This window comes from Pseudomonas sp. MPDS (assembly GCF_013283895.1).
Classification (GTDB): Bacteria; Pseudomonadota; Gammaproteobacteria; order Pseudomonadales; family Pseudomonadaceae; genus Aquipseudomonas; species Aquipseudomonas rhizophila.
Genome location: NZ_CP054128.1, coordinates 3,394,016 through 3,416,173, shown reverse-complemented (window position 1 = coordinate 3,416,173; position 22,158 = coordinate 3,394,016). Strand labels below are relative to the sequence as shown.

At 60.5% G+C, this 22,158-nt stretch carries 23 protein-coding genes; 15 read left to right on the top strand and 8 right to left on the bottom strand.

Annotated elements, in window-relative coordinates; translation table 11 throughout:
- Positions 1–6 precede the first annotated feature (6 nt).
- Together HQ912_RS14985 and HQ912_RS14980 are read left to right on the top strand one after the other, a co-directional pair.
- A complete protein-coding gene (locus HQ912_RS14985) occupies positions 7–1,266 on the top strand; it encodes a TIGR02270 family protein (protein ID WP_173406963.1) in 1,260 nt (419 codons plus the stop codon).
- A gap of 75 nt (positions 1,267–1,341) precedes the next feature.
- Complete coding sequence (locus tag HQ912_RS14980) at positions 1,342–2,121, top strand: SDR family NAD(P)-dependent oxidoreductase (RefSeq protein ID WP_173406962.1); 780 nt, start codon at positions 1,342–1,344, stop codon at positions 2,119–2,121.
- A gap of 41 nt (positions 2,122–2,162) precedes the next feature.
- Here the strand turns inward: HQ912_RS14980 and HQ912_RS14975 are convergent, their stop codons facing one another.
- Positions 2,163–3,044, bottom strand: coding sequence for a LysR family transcriptional regulator (locus HQ912_RS14975; RefSeq protein ID WP_173406961.1), 882 nt, complete (start codon positions 3,042–3,044; stop codon positions 2,163–2,165).
- 152 nt (positions 3,045–3,196) lie between these two features.
- On the opposite strand from HQ912_RS14975, the gene HQ912_RS14970 reads away from it, so the two are divergent.
- From HQ912_RS14970 to HQ912_RS14925, 10 genes are all read left to right on the top strand, one after another.
- Entirely contained in the window at positions 3,197–4,408 is a 1,212-nt protein-coding gene (locus HQ912_RS14970; RefSeq protein WP_047226474.1) for an MFS transporter, read from the top strand.
- A 100-nt stretch (positions 4,409–4,508) separates the two neighbouring features.
- Entirely contained in the window at positions 4,509–5,528 is a 1,020-nt protein-coding gene (locus HQ912_RS14965) for a LacI family DNA-binding transcriptional regulator (RefSeq protein WP_076384683.1), read from the top strand.
- The gene (locus HQ912_RS14960) at positions 5,512–6,516 is read left to right on the top strand and encodes an ABC transporter substrate-binding protein (protein WP_047226472.1); all 1,005 of its coding nucleotides are present in this window, start codon (positions 5,512–5,514) and stop codon (positions 6,514–6,516) included. The genes HQ912_RS14965 and HQ912_RS14960 overlap by 17 nt, the downstream gene beginning before the upstream one ends.
- Before the next feature lie 48 nt (positions 6,517–6,564).
- The gene (locus HQ912_RS14955) at positions 6,565–7,386 is read left to right on the top strand and encodes an ABC transporter permease (RefSeq protein WP_047226471.1); all 822 of its coding nucleotides are present in this window, start codon (positions 6,565–6,567) and stop codon (positions 7,384–7,386) included.
- Positions 7,383–8,177 carry an ABC transporter permease gene (locus HQ912_RS14950; RefSeq protein WP_047226470.1) on the top strand — a complete coding sequence of 265 codons (795 nt, stop codon included), beginning with the start codon at positions 7,383–7,385 and terminating at the stop codon, positions 8,175–8,177. The genes HQ912_RS14955 and HQ912_RS14950 overlap by 4 nt, the downstream gene beginning before the upstream one ends.
- Positions 8,174–9,205 carry an ABC transporter ATP-binding protein gene (locus HQ912_RS14945; RefSeq protein WP_173406960.1) on the top strand — a complete coding sequence of 344 codons (1,032 nt, stop codon included), beginning with the start codon at positions 8,174–8,176 and terminating at the stop codon, positions 9,203–9,205. The genes HQ912_RS14950 and HQ912_RS14945 overlap by 4 nt, the downstream gene beginning before the upstream one ends.
- A 25-nt stretch (positions 9,206–9,230) precedes the next feature.
- Complete coding sequence (locus tag HQ912_RS14940; RefSeq protein WP_076384679.1) at positions 9,231–10,061, top strand: phosphodiesterase; 831 nt, start codon at positions 9,231–9,233, stop codon at positions 10,059–10,061.
- A 178-nt stretch (positions 10,062–10,239) separates the two neighbouring features.
- On the top strand, positions 10,240–11,559 hold the full coding sequence (locus HQ912_RS14935) for an OprD family porin (protein WP_076384677.1): 1,320 nt from the start codon (positions 10,240–10,242) through the stop codon (positions 11,557–11,559).
- A 185-nt stretch (positions 11,560–11,744) separates the two neighbouring features.
- Positions 11,745–12,218 (top strand): (2Fe-2S)-binding protein, encoded by a 474-nt coding sequence (locus HQ912_RS14930; protein WP_047226466.1) that lies wholly within the window; start codon positions 11,745–11,747, stop codon positions 12,216–12,218.
- Between the two features lie 12 nt (positions 12,219–12,230).
- Positions 12,231–14,471 carry a xanthine dehydrogenase family protein molybdopterin-binding subunit gene (locus HQ912_RS14925; protein ID WP_107322479.1) on the top strand — a complete coding sequence of 747 codons (2,241 nt, stop codon included), beginning with the start codon at positions 12,231–12,233 and terminating at the stop codon, positions 14,469–14,471.
- A gap of 21 nt (positions 14,472–14,492) precedes the next feature.
- Here the strand turns inward: HQ912_RS14925 and HQ912_RS14920 are convergent, their stop codons facing one another.
- From HQ912_RS14920 to HQ912_RS28125, 3 genes are all read right to left on the bottom strand, one after another.
- Positions 14,493–14,924 (bottom strand): DUF2846 domain-containing protein, encoded by a 432-nt coding sequence (locus tag HQ912_RS14920; RefSeq protein ID WP_223194328.1) that lies wholly within the window; start codon positions 14,922–14,924, stop codon positions 14,493–14,495.
- A complete protein-coding gene (locus HQ912_RS14915; RefSeq protein WP_047226464.1) occupies positions 14,921–15,349 on the bottom strand; it encodes an Sbal_3080 family lipoprotein in 429 nt (142 codons plus the stop codon). Before HQ912_RS14915 ends, HQ912_RS14920 begins: the two co-directional genes overlap by 4 nt.
- 122 nt (positions 15,350–15,471) lie before the next feature.
- On the bottom strand, positions 15,472–16,179 hold the full coding sequence (locus HQ912_RS28125; RefSeq protein ID WP_409563866.1) for a methyl-accepting chemotaxis protein: 708 nt from the start codon (positions 16,177–16,179) through the stop codon (positions 15,472–15,474).
- Between the two features lie 988 nt (positions 16,180–17,167).
- On the opposite strand from HQ912_RS28125, the gene HQ912_RS14905 reads away from it, so the two are divergent.
- On the top strand, positions 17,168–18,316 hold the full coding sequence (locus HQ912_RS14905; RefSeq protein WP_076384669.1) for a MalY/PatB family protein: 1,149 nt from the start codon (positions 17,168–17,170) through the stop codon (positions 18,314–18,316).
- A 66-nt stretch (positions 18,317–18,382) separates the two neighbouring features.
- Here the strand turns inward: HQ912_RS14905 and HQ912_RS14900 are convergent, their stop codons facing one another.
- Positions 18,383–18,787, bottom strand: coding sequence for a VOC family protein (locus tag HQ912_RS14900; RefSeq protein WP_047226461.1), 405 nt, complete (start codon positions 18,785–18,787; stop codon positions 18,383–18,385).
- Between the two features lie 166 nt (positions 18,788–18,953).
- Here HQ912_RS14900 and HQ912_RS14895 point away from each other — a divergent pair, with 166 nt between their 5' ends.
- On the top strand, positions 18,954–19,811 hold the full coding sequence (locus HQ912_RS14895; protein ID WP_047226460.1) for an SDR family oxidoreductase: 858 nt from the start codon (positions 18,954–18,956) through the stop codon (positions 19,809–19,811).
- A gap of 67 nt (positions 19,812–19,878) precedes the next feature.
- Here the strand turns inward: HQ912_RS14895 and HQ912_RS14890 are convergent, their stop codons facing one another.
- The 3 genes from HQ912_RS14890 to HQ912_RS14880 are packed head-to-tail and all read right to left on the bottom strand — an operon-like array spanning position 19,879 to position 21,361.
- Positions 19,879–20,325, bottom strand: coding sequence for a DUF421 domain-containing protein (locus tag HQ912_RS14890; protein WP_047226459.1), 447 nt, complete (start codon positions 20,323–20,325; stop codon positions 19,879–19,881).
- Between the two features lie 7 nt (positions 20,326–20,332).
- Complete coding sequence (locus HQ912_RS14885) at positions 20,333–20,851, bottom strand: hypothetical protein (protein WP_173406959.1); 519 nt, start codon at positions 20,849–20,851, stop codon at positions 20,333–20,335.
- A gap of 9 nt (positions 20,852–20,860) precedes the next feature.
- Positions 20,861–21,361: a CinA family protein gene (locus tag HQ912_RS14880; protein WP_047226632.1), complete on the bottom strand. Its 501-nt coding sequence runs from the start codon at positions 21,359–21,361 to the stop codon at positions 20,861–20,863.
- A 166-nt stretch (positions 21,362–21,527) separates the two neighbouring features.
- On the opposite strand from HQ912_RS14880, the gene HQ912_RS14875 reads away from it, so the two are divergent.
- On the top strand, positions 21,528–22,142 hold the full coding sequence (locus HQ912_RS14875) for a Yip1 family protein (RefSeq protein ID WP_047226457.1): 615 nt from the start codon (positions 21,528–21,530) through the stop codon (positions 22,140–22,142).
- Positions 22,143–22,158 lie beyond the last annotated feature (16 nt).

Below are 22,158 nucleotides of genomic sequence, written 5' to 3'. Positions count from 1 at the left end.
GACGTCATGCTCCCCATCTCCTCAATGATCGAGCAACATGCCGAAGAAGCTTGCTTCCTCATCCTCCTGCACGATCACGCCGTGCGTGCCCCCCACTACGACCTTGATGATCTCAGCAAACTGGACGAGCGCATCGATGCCCATCTCGATGGCCTGCGCATCGCCGGCTCAACGGGCCTGGAAATCCTGCTGGCCCAGCTCGGTCCGCACGCCGTCGGCGAGACGTTCGCCAGTGTGTTGCTGGCCTTCGAGGCGGCCGATGCGAAGATGTTGTCGCGACTCAGCGATCATTTGCGAAGCGCGTCAGAAACGGAGCGCGGTTATCTGATGGCCCTGGGGTGGCTCGACTGGGAGCGTATATCGCCCTGGATCGAGCGCATGTTCGCCTCCCCTGAGCCGTTGTTTCACCGCCTCGGCCTGGCGGCCTGCGGGATGCATCGCCATGATCCCGGCCCTACCCTGCTGGCCGAACTGTCCCACGCCGACCCCAGCGTGCTGGCACGTGCCGCCCGCACGGCGGGCGAACTGCGCCGGCGTGACCTGCTCCCGGCGATTCGTACCCACCGCCAGCATGAAGATGCCGCCACGCGCTTCTGGGCCAATTGGGCCACCGCACAGATGGGCGACGCGCAAGCCCTGGAGCCATTGCGACAATTCGCCGGGCAACCGGGCCAGTTCCAGTATCGCGCGCTCTGCGTATTGCTGGCCTGGCAGGAACGCGAGCCCAGCATCGCCTGGATACGCCAGTTGGTACAGGATCCCAGGGACCGGCGCATCGGCATCCAGGCCCTTGGGCTGCTGGGCGACCCGGTCTGTGTACCGTGGTTGATCCAGCAAATGAGCGACCTGCCCTATGCCCGGGTCGCCGGTGAAGCCTTCAGCCTGATCACCGGTGCTGACCTGGCGTTGCTTGATCTGGAGTTGCAGGACCTGCCCGATTTCGACGCCGGCCCGAACGATGACCCGCAAGACACCAACGTGGCAATGGACCCCGACGAAAATCTACCCTGGCCCGACCCGCAGCTCATCACCGCTTGGTGGCAGGCCCATGGCGGCGATTTCCAGGCGGGCGTCGGTTATGTGCTGGGACAAATGCAGAGCGAAGCCAGTTTTCGGCAGGCCCTTGCCCACGGCCAGCAACGCCAGCGCATCGCTGCCGCCTGCGGTGTCGCCCGTTTTCGACCGAACGAAGTGCTTTTCCCCTCCAGCGCACCGGCCTGGCGGCAACAGCAGTTGTTGGGGAGGACGGGGGTGTTCGGGCGTTGATCAGGGTGGTTATATAGCTCGAAAGCAACTCAGGCTGCGACCCCTGATCATTACTTACACCCCTCTGGAGACACCATGCCAAACGCAACCGGACAGAACCCTGTGGCCCTTGTCAGCGGGGTTGGAAGTGAGATTGGGATTGGCATGGCCATCGCGCGCAGACTGGGGACTGCAGGTGCCAGACTGATCGTCACCGCCAGCAGTGCGCGAATCAATGATCGGGTCGCAGAACTGCGTGCCGAAGGATTCGAAGTCCAAGGGCGGGCCATCGATCTTACCGATGAGCATCAGGTGCGTGAGTTTATCCCATGGGCAGAGTCCCTCTGGGGGCAGATCGATATTCTGGTCAACAACGCGGGCATGGCCATGCAAGGAAGCCCGGAGTTTTTTTCCGACTTGGAAACCATGGATCTGCACACCTGGAACCTGACACTGGCGCGAAACCTGACCACGGCTTTTCTGCTTACACGGGCGGTGCTGCCCGGGATGCGGGCGCGTCGTTACGGGCGCATCGTCAACATCAGTTCCACTACCGGCACCCGCTGCAGTAACCCCGGCGAAGCGGCTTACAGCGCCGCAAAGGCCGCGATGGTTGGAATGAGCATGAGCCTGGCGCTTGAAGTCGCCCAGCAAGGGATCACTGTAAACAGCGTCGCTCCCGGCTGGATCAGCACAGGGTCGACCACTGCCGAGGAAGCCAAGGCGGCAGGTTACACGCCGATGGGCCGGGCCGGACGTCCCGAAGAGGTGGCTGCAGTGGTTGCTTTCCTGGCGTCTTCAGAGGCGAGCTACCTCACTGGCGAAGTCATCGTGGTGGATGGCGGAAACTGTTTGGTCGAGAACAAGGCCCCTTGATCTGAACAGGCTCCTACAGGGTTGGGACATATCCCCGTGAGTCACTTGAACAATTCGCTGCTCATGAAATCAATGAACACCCGCAGTTTCGGCGCCAGGTGCTTGCTTGAGGGCCAGAGCATGCGGAAGGTGCTCTGATGCCGATTGAACTCGTCGAGGACGGTGACCAGCTCACCGGCGACGATGGCATCGCGCACGGTGAAATCCGGTACGCAGGCAATCCCCAATGCATCGCGCACGACGTACAGCAACGCCTCGGTGGTGTTGCAGACCAGGGTGGCCGGCAGGTTGAGATCGGACTGCCCTTGCCCGTTCACCGGCCAGACCTGCAGCCTGCCAGTGCTGGGGAATTTGTATAGCAGGCAGGCATGGCGCAGCAGATCCGCCGGCACCTGCGGTGTGCCGTGTTCGGCGAAGTACCGGGGCGAACCGACCACGACGAGCTTGAACGCGCCTAACGGGCGGGACATCAGCCGGGAGTCGTTTGGCTCTCCGGTCCGAATGACGGCATCAAAACCTTCCTCAATGATGTCCACCAGCCTATCGGAGAAATCCAGGTCCAATTCGATACTGGGGTAGCGGCGCATGAAAGCCATCAGCGTCGGCATGACCAAATCTGCAACCAGGGGCAAGCTCACGCGCAATTTGCCCCGCGGCGCTTTGCGGGTTTCCGACAGTTCCAATTCGGCCGCTTCGACTTCGCAGAGAATGCGTCGGCAACGCTCGAGGAAAAGCGTCCCTTCTGCCGTCAGCGTGATACTGCGCGTGCTGCGATGAAACAGCCGCACACCCAGCCTTTCCTCGAGTCGGGCCACGCTTTTACCCACCGCCGAAGACGAAATGCCAAGCGCCCTGCCCGCCTCTGAAAAGCTGCGGGTTTCGGCCGCGCGAACAAAAAAATCAATCCCGCTCAGTGATTCCACGCCAGGCTCCCATTGCGGACATTTTTTCCGATGTGTTGCGCACTCTAGCATTCTTGTCTCGCCAAAGAGCGGCACTTACCGTAGTCGACACTTATCAATCTGCTATTGACGCCGCCATCCGGCGGGTCAGAAGCGCGCCAAGCAGGTGACACATGACGATTGCCAATACCCATATCGACGCCGATGCCGAGGTCGTTCAAGATGCTGCGCCGCTCCCCATCGGTTCACTGTTCGCCCTCGCGTTGGCGGCGTTCGTGACCATTCTCACCGAAGCCTTGCCCGCCGGCCTTCTCTCACAGATCAGCGAAGGGCTGGCGATCTCCGAAGCCCTCGCCGGCCAGTTGGTCACGGTCTATGCGATAGGGTCCTTGCTGGCGGCCATTCCCTTGACGGCCGCGACCCAAGGCATGCGGCGCCGGTCGCTCTTGCTGCTGGCGATTGCCGGTTTTGCCGTGGCCAATACGGTCACAACGTTTTCGTCCCATTACGGCTTGACGATCGTTGCCCGCTTGCTGGGTGGCGTATCGGCCGGGCTGCTCTGGGCCTTGTTAGCCGGGTATGCCGCGCGCATGGTGCCCGAGAGCCAGAAAGGTCGGGCGATTGCAATTGCCATGGTCGGCGCACCCTTGGCGTTATCCTTGGGCGTACCGGCCGGCACCTTGCTCGGTAATTTGATCGGCTGGCGGATGAGCTTCGCCATCATGAGTTTGTTCGCCGTCGCCTTGATGGTCTGGGTGCGACTCAAAGTGCCTGACTTTCCCGGGCAAACCACCGACAAACGTCTTGCCTTGCGCCAGGTCTTCACCCTGCCAGGCGTTCGCTCGGTGCTGTGTGTGGTGCTGGCCTTTGTTCTGGCGCACAACATTCTCTTTACCTATATCGCCCCGTTCCTGATGGCGGCAGGCCTGGGCGAGCGGATCGACCTGGTGCTGCTGGTCTTCGGGGGCGCCTCGTTGCTGGGCATCTGGGTCGTCGGCGTGCTGATCGATCGCCATCTACGGGCATTGACCCTTGCCAGCACGGCACTTTTCGCCATCTCGGCCCTGACACTGGGCGCCATGAGCGACAGCCTTGCTGCGATCTACACCGCCGTGGCGGCCTGGGGAGTCGCTTTTGGCGGGGCCGGGACGTTGTTCCAAACGGCAATTGCCAAGACGGCCGGAGACGCGGCGGATCTCGCCCAGTCGATGCTGGTCACGGCCTGGAACGTCGCCATTGCCGGCGGCGGGATCGTGGGGGGCATCCTGCTCGATCATCTGGGTGTCGTTGCGTTTGCGCCTGTGCTGGTCGCGCTCTTGCTGCTGACGTTGGCGGTGGTGTGGTCCGCCCGGCAGTATGGGTTTGCAGCAGACCCTCAACGATAGATAGCAGCAACTGACATCAAATCGTCATCACTGCGTCGTCGAAACGCCATACATCCTGAGTACTGTCCTCGCCAATGAGATCGATCTCAAGCGAGTGACAATGACTGATTTGAAAGAAGTTGCACGGCTGGCAGGGGTTTCGCGGGCAACCGCGGCGCGAGCCTTTGCCTCCCCTGAAGTGGTCCGTCCGGCTACCCGTGAACAGGTCTTCGCCGCAGCGCGCCAACTGGGGTTTCGGCCCAACCGTCTTGGTCGCCAACTGCGCCTGCAAGTGACCAAGCTGATCGGTGTCGTGGTGCCCAACCTGCTCAATCCGGTGTTCGCCGAACAGTTTCAGGCGATGGAGCGTGCTGCACGCGTGCATGGTTACAACCTGTTGTTGGCAACCACCGATTACAGCAGCGAGCGCGAAAGCGCGGTCGTCGAGGAGTTGCTGCGACAGCGTGTCGATGGGCTGGTCCTCACGGTAACCGACGCCGAGAGCAACCGGGTGCTGCAAAGCCTGGACAGCGAGGACACGCCTTTTGTGCTGGCTTATCACCAGCCGGGTAATCCGGATTACAGCGCGGTGTCGGTGGACAACCGCGCCGGCATGGCGCTCGCCACCCGTTATCTGCTGGACGCCGGGCACACTCGGATTGGCATGGTCGCCGGCCCTGCCCTGCAATCGGACCGCGCTCGCCTGCGTTATGCCGGTTATTGCGAGGCAATGCATGGAGCCGGTCTCGCCAGCCTGCCGGTGATTGAAATGCCCGCCCATACCCAGGCTGACTTCGCCGCCATCGAGCCGTTGTTGCATGGCCCCCAGGCGCTCAGTGCGCTGGTCTGTTCCAACGATTTGCTGGCCATCAGCTTGATCGCCGAACTGCGCCGCAACGGCTGGCAAGTGCCCCGGCAACTCTCGGTCATCGGCTTTGACGGCATCGCCCTCGGCACCCAGATGCATCCGACGCTGTGCAGTGTTGTTCAGCCCATCGAGGCACTGGCCTGCACCGTGATTGATCAATTATTGGCGCAGATCGCTGGCGCCACCCCGGTTTCCCATTGCCTGCCTTGTCATATCCGGTCGGGCGAAAGTACTCAACCCTACGAGGAGACGCTTGATGTTCCACTTGCGTAAAACCCTGGCGACACTGCTGTTATGCGGCGCGGCCACCTTGGCTCATGCCGGCGAAACGGCGATTTGCTACAACTGTCCACCAGAATGGGCCGACTGGGGCACGCAGCTCAAGGCGATTGCCGATACCACTGGCGTGCAGGTTCCGCTGGACAACAAGAACTCTGGACAGGCATTGGCGCAACTGGTCGCCGAGAAGGCCGCGCCGGTGGCGGACGTGGTGTATTACGGCGTGACGTTCGGTTTGCAGGCGCAAAAAGCCGAGGTGGTCGGCACGTATAAACCCAAGGGTTGGGAGCAGATCCCGGCGGGTTTGAAGGACCCCGAGGGACACTGGTTTGCCATTCACTCCGGCACCCTGGGCATCATGGTCAACGTCGATGCGCTGGGCGGTCTGCCCGTGCCGCAAAGCTGGGCCGACCTGCTCAAGCCTGAGTACAAAGGCATGGTCGGCTACCTTGACCCGTCCAGTGCTTTCGTTGGGTACGTCTCGGCGGTAGCGATCAACCAGGCCATGGGCGGCAATCTGGATAACTTCGCCCCAGCCATCGACTACTTCAAAAAGCTGGCGAAAAACTCACCGATCGTGCCCAAGCAGACGGCTTATGCGCGGGTGCTGTCCGGGGAGTTGCCGATTCTGGTGGACTACGACTTCAACGCCTATCGGGCTCGTTACAAAGACAAGGCCAACGTTGCCTTTGTGATTCCCAAGGAAGGCAGCATCAGCGTGCCTTACGTGATGAGCATCGTCGACAACGCCCCCCATCGGGCCAACGCCGAGAAGGTCCTGGATTTCGTTTTGTCCGAGCAAGGCCAGGCGCTCTGGGCCAAGGCGTACCTGCGACCGGTGCGGGCAATGAAAATGCCTGCCGATGTCGCCGCGCAGTTCCTGCCCGACAGCGATTACGCCCGGGCCGGTGTGGTCAACTACGAGCAGATGGCCGCGGCGCAGGAAGCCTTTTCCGCACGTTATCTGAGCGAGGTCAAGTAAGTGACCGTCTCGGCAGTAAAAGCCCGAGACGTACGGTCGGGCTGGGCCATGGTGCCGCGCTTGCGGCCGACCGCTGCCTGGGCGCTTGCGCCCGCGGCGGCGGTGCTGTTCGCCTTCTGGTTGTTGCCGCTGGCGCACCTGGTCTTGCTCGGTGGGCAAAGTCGCGATGGCAGCGACAGCGGCTATTGGCAGGTGCTGAGCAGCGCGCAATACCTGGGCAGTCTGGCGCAGACCTGCCTGCTGGCACTGGCAACGACCCTCGCGGCGTTGTTAGTGGGCGGCTTCAGTGGTTTTTTTCTCAGTCGCCAACGTTTCTTCGGCCGTTCGGTACTTGTCGCCTTGTTGACCTTCCCGCTGGCATTTCCCGGCGTGGTCGTTGGTTTTCTGGTGATCCTGCTGGCCGGCCGCCAAGGCTTGTTCGCCACCCTGGGTCTCGGCCTGGTGGGTGAGCGCTGGATTTTTGCCTACTCGTTGATGGGGTTGTGCATCGGCTACCTGTACTTCTCGATTCCGCGGGTGATTCTTACGGTGATGGCTGCCTGTGAAAGCCTGGATCGCAGCCTGGAAGAGGCCGCTCGTTCACTGGGGGCCAGTCATTGGCGTGTGCTCTGTGATGTCATTGTTCCTGGCCTGGCGCCGGCATTGGTCTCCTGCGGGGCGATTTGCTTTGCCACCTCCATGGGCGCGTTCGGTACCGCCTTCACCCTGGGTACCCGGCTCAACGTGACGCCGGTGGCGATCTACAACGTGTTTACCAATTACGCCAATTTCGCCGTGGCCGCTGCGCTGTCGGTGGTGTTGGGGCTGGTGACCTGGGCGGTTCTGTTGCTGGCCCGGCGGCTGGCCAAAGATTCGAGGACAGTCTTGTGAAACGCTCAACGCTGTTTGTCGGGCAACTGGTGTTTACCTTGCTGGTGTGCGCTTTCATGTTGGTGCCTGTGGTGATGTCACTGCTCGCCGGGCTGACGCGCAATTACTTCCAAGGGCTGTCCAGCGGCCTGACGTTCGACTGGCTGCTGCAGGTCTGGCAGGCGTATTCGCCGACGGTCTGGCTGTCCCTGCAACTGGCCGCCGCCTGTGCGCTGTGTGTCTGTGTGGTGGGTGTGCCGGCGGCTTACGCCCTGGTACGGATGAACAACCGCTTTAGCCGCGCGTTCGAGGAACTGATGGTGTTGCCGGTGGCGATGCCCGGTCTGGCCAGTGCCTTGGCATTGCTGCTCACCTATGGTCAGTTCGGCGGGTTTCGCAGCAGTTGGTTATTCATTCTCGTCGGCCACGTGCTGTTCACTCTGCCATTTCTGGTGCGCCCGGTGATGGCGGTGATGCAACGCCAGCACCTGCCGATCCTGGAAGAAGCCGCCGCGAGCCTGGGTGCCGGGCCGGTCCGGCGCTTCTTCAGCGTGGTGGTGCCCAACTGTCGGGCGGGGATTCTCGCCGGGGTCTTGATGGTCGTCACCCTGTCGTTGGGTGAGTTCAACCTGACCTGGATGCTCCATACCCCGATGACCAAAACCTTGCCGGTGGGCCTGGCCGACAGCTATGCCTCGGCCAGGCTGGAAGTCGCCAGCGCCTACACCCTTATATTCCTGTTGATGATTGTGCCGCTGCTTGTTGCATTGCAGGCCATCAGCGCGCGCCTTTCCCGTGGAGCAAATCGATGAGCGGAACCACTATTCGCCTGAAGGGTTGTCGCAAGGCGTTCTCTGACGGCACCGTTGCCGCACATGACCTGGACCTGACCATTGAGGCTGGAGAAACCCTGGCGATCCTCGGCCCGTCCGGTTGCGGTAAAACCACCACCCTGCGCCTGATCGCGGGTCTGGAGCGTCCGGACGTGGGCCAGGTATTTTTTGGCGACAGCGACGTCACCCGCCTCCCCATCGAACGTCGCGACGTGGGCATGGTGTTCCAGAACTATGCGCTGTTTCCCAATCTGGATGTGGCCGGCAACATTGTTTACGGCCTGAAAGTTCGCGGTGTGTCACCCGCCGAGCGTAACAAGCGCTGTTTGGAGTTGCTGGAACTTGTCGGCTTGCAGGATCACGGCAAGCGCAGTATCCACGAGTTGTCCGGCGGTCAGCGCCAACGAGTCGCCCTCGCCCGCGCTCTGGCACCCAGGCCCCGGGTATTGCTGCTCGACGAACCGTTGGCGGCACTGGATGCGCAATTACGTGAACGCCTGCGCAGCGAATTGGCCCAGTTGCTACGCGGTTTGGGCATTACCGCCGTGTTCGTCACCCACGATCAGGGTGAAGCCATGGCGCTGGGGGATCGCATCCTGGTCATGGAGCATGGCCGCGTCGCGCAACTGGCTAGCCCGCGGGACATCTATCAGCAACCTGCCAACGCGTTCGTCGCCCGTTTTGTCGGCAATCTCAATGCTTTTTCGGTGATCGAGCACACGCCCCATGGCTTGAAGGCCAGTGGCGGTGAGTTGCCATGGAATGGCGCCGACCTACCCGCCACTGTCTATTGCCGCCCCGAGCATTTGCGGGTGATGGACAGTGAGGGCCATCTGCACGGGCGTCTGGTGGGCCAGTTTTTCCAGGGGGCTCAAAGCCGTCTGCTGGTGGATGTGGGTGCGGCTCAGCCTTTGCTGGTGGACAGCACCGATAGCGCTATCCATGCCCCCGGTGCCCTGATTGCCCTGGCCGTCGAGCCACAAGTGCTGTTCACCCTGTCATCGTGATCTTTGTGTTTGCAGAGGGCTTATTTTGAATTATCCGTTTCTCATCGCGCAGATCAGCGATCTGCACCTTAAAGCCGGACAAAAACTGACTTACGGCGTTGTCGATACCCTCGCTGCATTGCGTCGTGCGGTGGATCATTTGAACACCCAGGTGCCGCGTCCCGACATCGTGGTGGTCAGTGGCGACCTGGTGGACTTCGGTCGCCCTGATGAATATGCCGTGCTGCACCCTGAACTGGCGCGCCTGCACATGCCTTGCTACCTGGTGCCTGGTAACCATGACAATCGCGAGCATTTGCGGGCGGCATTTGCCGACCACAGCTACCTGCCGACACGGGCTGACGCCCCCCTGGACTGGGTGGTGGAGGAGCATCCGCTACGCCTTATTGGCCTGGACACCACCATTCCCGGTGCCCATGGCGGTCAGCTCCTGGACAGCCAGTTGCGCTGGCTCGATGAACAACTGGCCTGTCGTCCCGATGCGCCGACGCTATTGGTGCTGCATCACCCGCCGTTTGTAAGCGGGATTGGCCATATGGACCGTGAACCCTTCGTCAACGCGGCGGCACTGGAACAGGTCATTGCCCGACACCCGCAGGTGGAGCGCTTGCTGTGCGGGCATTTGCATCGGTCGATGCAACGGCGTTTCGGCGGCAGCCTGAGTTGCGTGTGCCCCGGTACCTCACATCAGATCGTCCTGGATCTACAGCCAACCGCTCCCGCGCATTTCAATCTGGAACCGCCGGGGTATCTGCTGCACCACTGGCATGGGCAGGCACTGGTGACCCATAACGGCGTGTTTGGCGAGTATCCCGGACCGTATCCGTTTTATGACGCTCATGGATTGATCGACTGATAACCCAGGGACTTTCACTGATGACCTGCTTTGGAGATTTAATCCCTACCCCACTCTATTCATTGAAGATTTTCTAACGAGTTATTGAACGCATCGGCCAATCATGTGATCGGCCGAGGGCTTCCTGCTGCCTTTTCACTGTGCCCGGAACAAAGGTTCCGCGCTGGAGTTCGTCCTGATGAAAGCTCTATTCAACGTACTGAGTTTATTAACCGGCGGCGTGTGTATTGTCTTGAGCCCGTTGGCGTCTGCTGATTTTGTCAGCGACAGTAAAGCCAACTTGAACTTGCGCAATTTCTACTTCAACAACGATAACCGTGACGGTACCGCCGCGCCCTCGAAGACTGAGGAATGGGGACAGGCCTTCATGCTCAATTATCAGTCCGGGTTTACCGACGGCACTGTGGGGTTTGGTCTGGATGCCATCGGCCTGCTGGGTTTGAAACTCGACAGCGGCGCGGGTCGCCATGTTGGCAGCTCGATGTTTCCCAACGACGGTGACAAGGCTGCCGACCAATGGGCTCGTCTCGGCGCAACGGCGAAGATGCGCGTCTCCAAGACCGAACTGCGTTACGGCACCTTGCAACCGAAACTGCCGATCCTGGTGTCCAACGATGGCCGTCTGTTGCCGCAAACTTTCGAAGGTGGCCAAGTCACCAGCAATGAAATCGACAACCTGACGTTCACCGCCGGCCAACTGGAACACGCCACCGGGCGTGCATCGAGTGACCGCGCCGGGCTGGCCGTTGCGGGCGGCAGCCAGGAAAGCAACAAATTCACCTTTGCCGGTGGCGACTACAAACTGACCAAGGACCTGACCGCACAGTATTACTACGCCAATCTCGAAGACTATTACCAACAGCACTTCGCCGGTTTGTTGCATGTATTGCCGCTGGGCGAATACGGCTCGCTGAAAACCGACTTGCGCTACTTCAAGACCACGTCCGATGGCAAGAACAGCAGCGCCGCCGGTCGCGCCAGTGGTTACAAACTGGGCGGCTACACCAAGGACGGCAGCGGGGAAATCGACAACGATACCTGGAGTGCGGCGTTCATTTACTCGCTGGGCGGCCATGCCATTACCGCGGGTTATCAAAGCGTTTCCGAAGACAGCAACTTTGCCCAACTCAACCAGGGTGGCTTGGTGGGTAAAGGCGAAGCCGGCGCCAGCCTTTATCTCTACACCGACCGCACTATTCAGACGTTCATCCAGGCGGGTGAGCGCACGGCGTTCGCTCAGTATGCCTACGACTTCGCCGCGCTTGGCGTGCCGGGATTGAAGGCGTCGGTGATGTACCTCAAGGGCGACAATATCCAGACCGCCAGCGGTCAGGACGCCAGTGAGTGGGAGCGCGATATCTCCCTGGACTATGTGATCCAGAGCGGTACGCTGAAGAACCTGGGTTTTGGCTGGCGCAACGCGATGTCCCGAAGCGAAGTGGCTCGCGACCAGGACCAGAATCGCCTGATCGTGAGTTACAGCATTCCCTTGATGTAAGCATCCAGCGCAATTCAGGGCCAGGGCGTCGAACTCGCGTGAAACGCTCCTGGCTCTTTATCAGCGCTTGCCCAACGTCGGCAGATTCGCACGATTGGGCAATCATCCGCGCGGATTATGCAACCAGCCCCCAGAATTGCTTCCTATAGTTATCCAGAGTCAAACCTTCTGGAGCTGGAATCGCTATGAGCGCCCTCAACATCAATGGCCGTGAGTATACGGTCGACGTAGACCCAGGCACCCCGATTCTCTGGACCCTGCGCGATGCGCTGGGCATGACCGGCACCAAATTTGGTTGTGGTGCAGCCCTGTGTGGCGCCTGCACCGTTCACCTGGATGGTCAGGCCATTCGTTCCTGCGTGACGCCAATCGCCGCCGCCCAAGGCAAGAAGATCACCACCATCGAGGCGGCCACAGATGGCAGTGACCCGGTCGGCACCGCCGTGCATGAGGCTTGGGTCAAACACGACGTGGCGCAGTGCGGCTACTGTCAGAGCGGCCAGATCATGAGCGCGACAGCGTTTCTCAAAGCCCAGCCCAAGGGCAAGCAGCCTACGGCGGCCGAAATCGACTCGGCGATGGCCGGCAACATTTGCCGCTGTGGCACTTACGCGCGCATCCGCGCTGCCGTGGCAGATGCCGCCAAAACCCTTGCCTGACCGGAGTTCGCCATGTTGAACGAGATTTTTCCAGACGAGATTCCCCGCGCTTTACAGCACATGCTTGAGCGCGATCAGGCTGACGGCCCTACCACCCTTCCCCGCCGCAGTTTCCTCAAGATTGTCGGCATCGGCGGTCTGGCCTTGGGCGCTTTTCCTCATCTTGCCTTGGCGCAAGAGGCCAACGGCGACGCCGCAGTACCACTCAAGCCGAATCAGCAACCTTCGGCATTCGTACAGATCGCGCCCAACGGCGAAGTCACCGTGACGATCAACCGGTTGGAATTCGGCCAGGGCGTGCAAACCAGCCTGCCGATGATTCTTGCCGAAGAGCTCGATGCCGACTGGAGTCTGGTGCGAGCCCGCAACGGCAGCGGTGATGCTGCTTATCAGGATCCGATCTTTGGTATACACCTCACTGGCGGCTCCAATTCGATCAAAAACAGCTATACCCAGTACCGCGAACTTGGCGCCCGTGCTCGTGCCATGCTGCTCTCGGCGGCGGCAGCACGCTGGAACGTGGACGTGGCCAGCCTGAGCACCCAAGCCGGCATGGTGCTCGGCCCGGCGGGCCGTAAGGCAAGCTACGGCGAATTGGCCGAGGCCGCTATGGCGCTGCCTGTGCCGGAAAAGGTGACACTCAAGGACCCCAAGGACTTTCGCATCATTGGCCATGCCACCACGCGCATCGATGCCAAGGCCAAGAGCAGCGGCCAGCAGGACTTCGGCATCGATATGCATCTGCCAGGGCAACTCACTGCCGTGGTCGCCCACCCGCCGGTGTTCGGTGCCAGAATCGCTTCGTTGGATGACAGCGCGGCACGCGCCACCCGGGGCGTGAAAGCGGTATTGCGCGTGCCGTTGGACGGCGGCGCCGAAGGTGTCGCGGTAGTCGCCGATAGCTACTGGCAGGCGAAGCTCGCGCGCGATGCCTTGAAGCTGGAGTGGGACCTTGCGTCCGTCGAAAAGGTGGACAGCGAAAAACAACTGCTCCAGTACCGGGAGCTGGCCGGCCAGCCCGGCCCACTGCGCTTCGATGCCGACATGACGCCGCTGGCAACCGCGCCGCATCAACTGGAAGCTGAGTTCGTATTCCCCTACCTCGCCCACGCCCCCATGGAGCCGTTGAACTGTACTGTCCAGCTCGGCGAAGAACGCGCCGAACTGTGGGTCGGCACGCAGTTTCCCGGCGGCGACAGTGCGGCGGCCGCCAAGGTACTGAATCTCAAACCCGAGCAAATCCAGCTGAACGTGCAGACGGCCGGCGGTGGTTTCGGCCGGCGCGGCGTGCCCACCGGCGACTTTGTCGTGCTGGCTTGCGAAGTGGCCAAAGCCGCCCGCGCTGAGGGGCTTGACGCGCCTGTGCGCACGCTCTGGAGCCGGGAAGACGACATCAAGGGCGGCTACTATCGCCCCATGCACCTGCATCGCGCGCGCATCGGTTTTGACGACGCTGGCAAGGTACTGGCCTGGGATCACGCCCTGGTCGGGCAATCCATTCTTACCGACACCGTGTTTGGGGGCCGGGTGAAGAACGGCATCGACCCCACCGCCACGGAAGGTATGCGTGATCCTTATCCGCTGCCGATGCGCCTGACGGTCCATCACCCGAAAGTCAACGTCCCCATCCTCTGGTGGCGCAGCGTAGGCTCCACCCATACGGCTTTTGTAATGGAAACCTTGATCGATGAGATCGCCCGTACAACCAAGCAGGATCCGGTGGCCTATCGGATGAAGCTGTTCGCCGATCAAAGCCCGCGCCATCGCGCAGCGCTGCAATTGGCGGTGGACAAGAGCGAATACGGCAAACGCCCGCTACCGGCTGGCCATGCCTGGGGCGTGGCGGTGCACGAGTCGTTCAGTTCGGTGGTGGCTTACGTCGTTGAGGCGTCGGTGCAGAGTGGCCGTCCGGTGCTGCACCAAGTGACTGCGGGTGTGCACTGCAATCTGGTGGTCAACCCGCGCAGTGTTGAAGCTCAGGTGCAAGGCGCAGCGCTGATGGGATTGTCGATGTGCCTGCCGGGCGGCGCCATCACCTTGAAAGACGGCGTCGTGCAGCAGAGCAACTTTGCTGACTTCAGCGTTCCACGCATTACCGACATGCCGGAGTTTGCCGTGCACATCGTGCCAAGCGCCGAACCACCCACCGGGATGGGCGAGCCCGGCCTGCCGGCGTTGGCTCCGGCTTTTGCCAATGCCATTGCCAGCCTGACGGGCAAGCCGATGCGTGAGTTGCCGTTCAAGATGACGTGATGGAGTGTATCTCCAGATTCACTATCGTACGGGGATGTACGAGTAACCCCTTACCATTGCTTTTCCTTCCTGCGTATTCCGAGCCCGAATAAGCTCAACCATGTGTTCCTGAGTGTATTCAACGAAATACTCGTTACCCTCTTCAATCTGCAGGTTCAGGAATACGTTTCGGGGATGGTTGTTCTGTCCAGCAGCTATCTTGTGCTGGCCGGGGCTCACGAAGACCCAGGAATAGGTCCGTTCATTGAGGCCCACTACCGCGCTGTCATTAATGCTGAATATGCTGTCATAAAAGCTGCCTTGAATGACATGCGTCCGCGCCAGATAAACGAGCGCCTTACCTTGAGGTGGCGACGGAGGGTCGAAATAGGGTTGGTTGGAAGTTGTATGGCCGCAGCCGGTCAATAGGAGCAGGAGCACCAGCCCTGTTATTTTTTTTATTGTCGCGCTCATTTGTTCTGCCCCAATAACTGATTGATTACCGGCTCCATTTTTTCCTCGACCGTTGCCATTTTAGACGGATCGAATCCTCCCTCCCCCGTCAGATGATAGTGCGCAAAGCCGATTTTTTGATTGCCCTTATAAAGAGAAATACTGGCATCGGACAGGTAGGCAGAAAAATCCCACGAGCGAATCGCGGTATAGGTCAAACGGTACTCGCAGGTGCTCGGCACAGATCTGGTGTAGAGCTGGCTCTCGATATGGTGCTTGCGTAAGAGGAGTTGCAAGCCATCGACAAAGTCGCCAACGACGACTTTTGGATTCTCTTCAATACAAATCTTCGAAATTTGATATTGGCGCTCCACCGGTTCGACTTTAATGTTGGTACACCCGGCCAGTATCAATACAAAACCAATCGTAAGCGCTCTAAACCGCACACTTTTCTCCAAACTAAAAAAGATATCAAAATGATGGCGTCATGCTAGGTGAGGTGCGTTTTGCCGTCAATCGCCAGCCTTCTTTACCGGGCGTGGACTGAAAAGGCCCGGCGTGAAAGACCTCAAACCGCCTCACCTTTACGATGAAACGCCTGCCCCAACACCGCCAAGCGTTCGGCCAACGGTGGCAGGCATTGACTGCTCCGAGTCAGAATGCCGATGTTATCGGCGTTGCGCTCAGCGACGGCCTGGACGCTTTGCAAGCGTTCATTGATGCCCTTCGAGGCCTCGGATTGTTCCTGGGTGGTGCTGGCGATCAGGCCGTTGAAGTGGTTGATCGCCGCGATGTCCTCTACCACTGCATGCAGCAGTTGCGAGGCGAGTTGGCTGGCCGATACGCAGCGTTGTACCCCTTCCTGGCTGTCTTGCATGGCGAGGGCTGCCTGACGGCTGCCCTGTTGCAGCTTGGCGATGATCTGCTGGATTTCCGTGGTGGACGTCGAGGTCTTTTGCGACAGGGTCCGGACTTCGTCCGCTACTACCGCAAAACCGCGTCCCTGCTCCCCGGCCCGGGCGGCCTCGATGGCGGCGTTGAGGGCCAACAGGTTGGTTTGTTCGGCGATGCTGTTAATGACGTCCAGCACCTGGCCGATCTGTTGCGCCTGCTCGGCCAGGCCTTGCACGGTTTCGTTGGTCAGGTTGAGGCGACCGGCCAACTCGACAATCTCCTCGCGGCTCTGGTCAACGGTGCTGCGTCCGCGGCTGACCTGTTCACTGGCTTGGCCGGCCCGTTGTACCGTCTGGCCGACATGCCCGGCAATGCTGTCCATGGCCTGGACCAGATGGCCAATCGCGCCGCTCATCTGTGCCACTTCATTGAGCTGATGCCTGGCGCCGTGCTCCAGTGTCTGGCCGACTTGAGAAAGGTCCTGACCCAAGTCCGAAAGGTTGCGGGTATCGCGCACCACGCCGTCTACCAGGTTGGTGATCTGCTGCAGGAAATGATCGAAACGCTCGGACGAAGAGACTTTGTCCCCCCGGTTGCGCTGGGTCTGGGTGTCACTGCTCAACTGCATGGCGGCGGCCAGCACTTTGTCGAGCACATCCTGGTTTTCCGTGGCATCGGCCAGGCTCTGGTTCGCCAGGTAAATCAGGATCACGCTTTCCACCACCACGTAGAAGGCGTGGATGAAAATCATGGTCCAGCCGCCATGGTTGGCCATGACGAACACCGGATAACCCTGGTGCTGAAGCCAGTGAAAACCGACGTGGTGAATAGCGATAGTGGCGGCGGCCACGATGATCGGCAGCCAGTCACGGTAGAACGTCAGCACCGCCAACAGTACGAAAATCCCGAAGTGGAACTCGATCACGCCACGGGTCTGGTTGATGTGCAAGGCGGCCATGACCATCAGCGCCACGGCGATGACACAGCGCATGGCCCGGGTGCCGCCCAGGCCGCGATAAAGCACGGTGGTCAGCAGACAGGTCGTCGCTCCTATCAGCAGCGCCTGGCTGAAGGTGGAGTGCAGGAAGGCCAGGCACAGGGAGTAGACAAAAGTGAGCCAGAGTAACCCCAGCATGATGCGATCAGCTTTACGGTAGTGATCGTAAAGCGCACGGGCGATGTCATGGGGGCTGTCCTTTTCGGGGGGCTTGGAGGGTCCGTTACCAATGCTGGCTTCAAGCCTTATCGGCGTGTCGGAATCGAACTGTAGCCGATTCCTCCTGGTTAGTGGCACTACGCCATCTTCCTTTTTTCACTGATCTTTGCTTTATGATGTTCGCCATCTCATTCCCAGACCTGATGGAACCCCCATGACTTTCGATTTCGACACGGTATTGGAGCGCCACGGTACCGGTAGCACCAAGTGGAGTCGCTACCCCGCTGACGTGTTGCCCATGTGGGTGGCTGATATGGACTTCCCTGCTCCGCCGGTGGTCATCGACGCACTGCACAAACGCCTCGAACACCCCATGCTCGGCTACAGCGTGGCCCAGGACTCGCTGCGCGCCGCCATCGTTGCGGACCTCTGGAACAAGTACGCCTGGCGCGTCGAGCCTCAGCAGATCGTCTTCCTGCCGGGTGTCGAACCAGGCTTCAACATGGCACTGCACGCCTTGGTGGAGCCTGCGCAGAACGTTGTGGTACAGGTGCCCAATTACCCGCCGCTGCGCAATGCCCCTGCTCACTGGCAACTGAACAAGGTTGAACTGCCGTTCAACCCGCTCAACGGCGAGTTCCACACACCCCTGGCCGCGTTGCGTGACGCGTTGCAAGGTGGCGGTGCGCTGTTGCTGAGCAACCCTCACAACCCGTTGGGCAAGGTGTTTGCCCGGGAAGAACTCAAGGCCGTGGCGGATATCTGCCTGGAACAGAATGCCTGGATCATCTCTGACGAAATCCATGCCGAGCTGTGCTTCGACGGTCGTGTGCACATCCCCACCGCCACCCTCAGCCCGGAGATTGCCGAGCGCACCATCACCCTGATGTCGGCCAGCAAGGCCTACAACATTGCCGGGCTGAAAACTTCATTCGCCATCATCCAGAACGCCAAAGTCCGCGAGCGGGTCAACAGTGCCCGGGCCGGCATGGTCGACAGCGTCAACGCCCTGGGCCTTGAAGCGACCCGCGCGGCCTACAGCGAAGCTGGCCCGTGGCTGGAAGAATTGAAGGCTTACCTGCAAGCCAACCGCGACTATCTGGTCGACGCCGTAAAGACCCGCCTGCCGGGCATCACCATGACCGTGCCCCAGGGCACTTACCTGGCCTGGCTGGATTGCTCGGGATTGGGGCTGGACGACCCGCAGGGCTTTTTCCTGAAGCAAGCCAAGGTAGGCCTGAGTGCCGGACTGGATTTCGGTGACGATGCCGGGCAATTCGTGCGCTTGAACTTCGGCTGCCCACGGGCGCTGCTGGAGGAAGGGATTACGCGGATGGAGCGGAGCTTGAAGGCCAGGGGCTGATCTCCCTGACGACGAAGATCCATTGTGGCGAGGGAGCAAGCTCCCTCGCCACAATGGATCCGCGTTTTACTCATCCATATCCGGCGCATAAACAAAGCACAACTTGTTCCCCTCCGGATCGCGGCAATAGGCCCCGAAATACCCTTCCGAATACTGGGGCCGCGGGCCCGGCGGGCCTTCGTCGGTGCCGCCCAGGGCGATGGCCTGCGCCCAGGCGGCCTGTACGGTGTGCGGCGAATCGGCGGCGAAACTCACTTGCATGCCATTGCCCCAGGTCGCGGGCAAACCATTGAACGGTAATTGCACGAACACCTGAGGCCAACGCTTGCCGGGTTGATGCCAGCCTTCTCCCGGCGGGCCCGAGTCGTTTTCGCTGGGCAGGCGTACCAACCCCAGGCAGCCCAGCACGGCATCATAAAACGCGACCATTGTTGGCAGGTCCCGCGCGCCAATCTGTATGTGACTGAACATCTGTCCGGCTCCTTATCTGCATTCGTCCAACATTAGCCGATGTTGATTCGCGATTGGCAAAAGGGCTCGGACCACGCTCATCGCTCGGCCCCGGAATCCGAGCGAACTCTGCCTGAAGGCCCACAGTCCACCCTCCATCGACTACACATCCAGCATGGAGAATGTCATGACTGACTACCCTACCCCGCCGTTCCCAAAACAAAGCCAACCGGTGCCCGGCACTCAACGCAAGATGGACCCGTATCCAGACTGCGGAGAACAGAGCTACACCGGTTCTGGACGCCTGGAAAGCAAGATCGCCTTGATCACGGGCGCCGACAGCGGCATCGGTCGTGCCGTGGCGATTGCCTTCGCCCGTGAGGGCGCTGACGTGGCCATTTCCTACCTGGACGAGCATGAAGACGCCAGGGAGACCGCCCGCTGGGTAGAACAGGCCGGCCGCCAATGCCTGTTGCTGCCCGGCGATCTGGCGGACAAGGCCCAATGCCGCAAGATCGTCGACGAAACCGTCGCCCGTTTCGGGCATATCGACATTCTGGTCAACAACGCCGCGTTCCAGATGACTCACGAAAACCTGGAAGACATCCCCGACGAAGAGTGGGTGCGCACGTTTGATATCAACATCACCTCGATGTTCAGGATCTGCCAGGCCGCCGTCCCGCATATGAAGGCGGGTGGCTCGATCATCAACACCAGTTCGGTCAACTCCGACATGCCCAAGCCGACTCTGCTGGCCTACGCCACCACCAAAGGCGCCATCGCCAACTTCACCGGCGGTCTGGCGCAGATGCTCGGCCCCAAGGGCATCCGGGTGAACAGCGTGGCGCCAGGGCCGATCTGGACACCGCTGATTGTCGCCACCATGCCTGAGGAAGAAGTACAGAACTTCGGCTCCCAGACGCCCCTTGGCCGTCCTGGCCAGCCGGTGGAAGTGGCGCCGATCTATGTACTGCTGGCTTCGGATGAGGCGAGCTACATTTCCGGTTCCCGGTATGGGATTACGGGCGGCAAGCCGATCCTGTGAGTCAAGCGATGATAGGCAGCTGTTGTGGCGAGGGGATGTAGCCCTCGTCATGGATCATGTGAAGGGATCACGGCTCCTTGGCAATCACCGAAATCTTGCCGTTACGCTCGATAATCGCGAACTTGATCTGTTCCAGCGTCTCGATTCCCTGGCTCGACCGTGCCGCTTCCATGATGTCTTCTTCTATCAAGCGGGCATGGCGCAGGCGCGCCTTCAGTATTCGCCCATCCTCCACAATAATGGTCGGGCCGCCGTCAATCAGTTGCGAGACCCATTGGGAGCGTTGCTTGAGCAGCGACAAGCCCACATCGATGGCAATCAGCGTCACGATCACCATCAACGAATTGGTCAACGAGAAATCATCCCCCAGCAACGCCTGCTGGGTGGCCTCGCCGATGATCATCAGCAGGACAAAATCAAACGTGGTGATTTCCGCCAGGGAGCGACGCCCGGCGATCTTGAACAGTACCAGCAACGCCACATAGATCGCGGCAGCCCGCAGCACAGAGTCCATACGTCACCTAGGGAAAAATGAATTGATTGAACCTGACCGTGGCGCCATCGGGCGTGTCGATACGGCTGTGATAGAGCCCCAGCCCATCGCCCAGCAGTGACAGATAAAGGCTGGCCTCTCCCTTGGCATCCGCCTGGACCCACAGCTTCAGGCCCCGCTCCGCACTCGCCGAGCGCACGGGCTGGGGCTGGAGGGTTTGCACCTCGAAACCCTCCAGCCACTGGCCGACCAGTTCCACCTCCAGCACGGCATTGGGCTGCCCCATCAGATGGATGACCATGGGGTTGGTAGAACCGTCGCGGTGGAACATCTCGTACTCGACGCCGAGTCGGCCATCTGCGCTGTGTACATTTCGGGTGCTCAACGGGCCACGAGAGAACAATCCAAGCAGCGTCAGGATCACCAGCAATACCAACACGTACCAACCCACCCGCTCGAAACGCCAGACCTTGAGCTGGTAGGCCATGTCTTCGCGGACCGGGAACTGGCGGCTGCGCAATTCCTCGGGATCAGTGGGATGGGTCATGGTGATCCCCTATCTGCGCTCACCCGCCAGCGCGCGTTGATGAAAGTGCCGCAACTGCACGAGCGCATGTTCGGCGGCCCACAGTTGGACCTGGTTGCGAGTCCCGAAAAATCTTTCCAGGCGACTGAACAACGCTCGCTCGCCGGCCATATCGAACGCCCAGGCAAAACAGACAGTGCCGGCCGGAATGCCGTCCATGTCATCCGGCCCGAGAATGCCGGTGGTGGCCACGGCGACGTTGGCATTGGCGTCGCGCAGGGCACCGAGGGCCATTTCCTCGGCCACTTCACGGCTGGTGAGATTGAAGGTGTCGATGGTGCATGGGTTGACCCCCAGCAATCGTTGTTTAGCCTCCGGGGAATACACCACGTAACCGCTTTCAATCAGCGAACCACTGCCGGGTACTTCGGCCAGCAAGGTGACGATCTTGCCGGCGGTACAGGACTCGGCCGTCGTCAGGCGCAGCTCGTGTTCACGCAAGTAATCAACCAGGGAGCAAGCAATGGTCATGGCATACAGTCCTTCAGGGATGCTGATGGATTGACCCCGGCCGTATGGATTCATTCCCTCTGATCACGCCCCTCCTCAGGCACTCCAAATAAATGAACCCCCGACCGATCCTGTACCTCAAATCCGTATGGGCCTCACCAGAGGCTGTACTGATCAGGAGGTCGTCATGTCCGCCCCTTTCGTCAAACTGTTCACCCACCCCGAGTTTGCCTGGAAAGACATCCGCGAACAGGAACAAGCTCATCCGCGCCACTATCTGGCTCACCTGTTGTTGCTCGCCCTGATTCCCGTGGTGTGCCTGTTCATTGGGACCACCTGGACCGGCTGGAGCCTGGCTGAAAACGAAACGGTACGGCTCAGTACTGCCAGCGCACTTCAACTGAGTGTGCTGCTGTACCTGACCATCGTGGCCGGCGTGATGCTCATGGGGCTGTTCATCCGCTGGATGTCGCGCACCTTCGATGCCCGCCCTACGGTCAACCAGTGCATTGGTTTTGCCGCCTACACCGCCACGCCCTACTTCCTGGCCGGGATTTTCGGGCTCTACCCCAACCGCTGGCTGGCGGTGATCGCGCTGGCAATGGCGTCGGCCTACTCGACTTTTTTACTGTTTGTTGGCCTGCCCAAGTTCATGAATCTCAAGAAGGAACAAGGTCTGTTGTACTCGGCCAGCGTATGGGGCGTAGGGCTGTTGGTGCTGGTGACCATCCTGGTGGAAATGATTCTGCTGTGGTTCAACGTCCTGCAGCCGGAATATCTGCGCGTTCCGGTAAGTGGATGAGTCCGGGAGGCATCGA

Coding starts and splice junctions, on each gene's coding strand:
- HQ912_RS14985 (WP_173406963.1), top strand. CDS start 7: ATGCTCCCCATCTCCTCAATGATCGAGCAACATGCCGAAGAAGCTTGC.
- HQ912_RS14980 (WP_173406962.1), top strand. CDS start 1,342: ATGCCAAACGCAACCGGACAGAACCCTGTGGCCCTTGTCAGCGGGGTT.
- HQ912_RS14970 (WP_047226474.1), top strand. CDS start 3,197: ATGACGATTGCCAATACCCATATCGACGCCGATGCCGAGGTCGTTCAA.
- HQ912_RS14965 (WP_076384683.1), top strand. CDS start 4,509: ATGACTGATTTGAAAGAAGTTGCACGGCTGGCAGGGGTTTCGCGGGCA.
- HQ912_RS14960 (WP_047226472.1), top strand. CDS start 5,512: ATGTTCCACTTGCGTAAAACCCTGGCGACACTGCTGTTATGCGGCGCG.
- HQ912_RS14955 (WP_047226471.1), top strand. CDS start 6,565: ATGGTGCCGCGCTTGCGGCCGACCGCTGCCTGGGCGCTTGCGCCCGCG.
- HQ912_RS14945 (WP_173406960.1), top strand. CDS start 8,174: ATGAGCGGAACCACTATTCGCCTGAAGGGTTGTCGCAAGGCGTTCTCT.
- HQ912_RS14935 (WP_076384677.1), top strand. CDS start 10,240: ATGAAAGCTCTATTCAACGTACTGAGTTTATTAACCGGCGGCGTGTGT.
- HQ912_RS14930 (WP_047226466.1), top strand. CDS start 11,745: ATGAGCGCCCTCAACATCAATGGCCGTGAGTATACGGTCGACGTAGAC.
- HQ912_RS14925 (WP_107322479.1), top strand. CDS start 12,231: ATGTTGAACGAGATTTTTCCAGACGAGATTCCCCGCGCTTTACAGCAC.
- HQ912_RS14920 (WP_223194328.1), bottom strand. CDS start 14,924: ATGAGCGCGACAATAAAAAAAATAACAGGGCTGGTGCTCCTGCTCCTA.
- HQ912_RS28125 (WP_409563866.1), bottom strand. CDS start 16,179: ATGGACAGCATTGCCGGGCATGTCGGCCAGACGGTACAACGGGCCGGC.
- HQ912_RS14905 (WP_076384669.1), top strand. CDS start 17,168: ATGACTTTCGATTTCGACACGGTATTGGAGCGCCACGGTACCGGTAGC.
- HQ912_RS14900 (WP_047226461.1), bottom strand. CDS start 18,787: ATGTTCAGTCACATACAGATTGGCGCGCGGGACCTGCCAACAATGGTC.
- HQ912_RS14895 (WP_047226460.1), top strand. CDS start 18,954: ATGACTGACTACCCTACCCCGCCGTTCCCAAAACAAAGCCAACCGGTG.
- HQ912_RS14890 (WP_047226459.1), bottom strand. CDS start 20,325: ATGGACTCTGTGCTGCGGGCTGCCGCGATCTATGTGGCGTTGCTGGTA.
- HQ912_RS14885 (WP_173406959.1), bottom strand. CDS start 20,851: ATGACCCATCCCACTGATCCCGAGGAATTGCGCAGCCGCCAGTTCCCG.
- HQ912_RS14880 (WP_047226632.1), bottom strand. CDS start 21,361: ATGACCATTGCTTGCTCCCTGGTTGATTACTTGCGTGAACACGAGCTG.
- HQ912_RS14875 (WP_047226457.1), top strand. CDS start 21,528: ATGTCCGCCCCTTTCGTCAAACTGTTCACCCACCCCGAGTTTGCCTGG.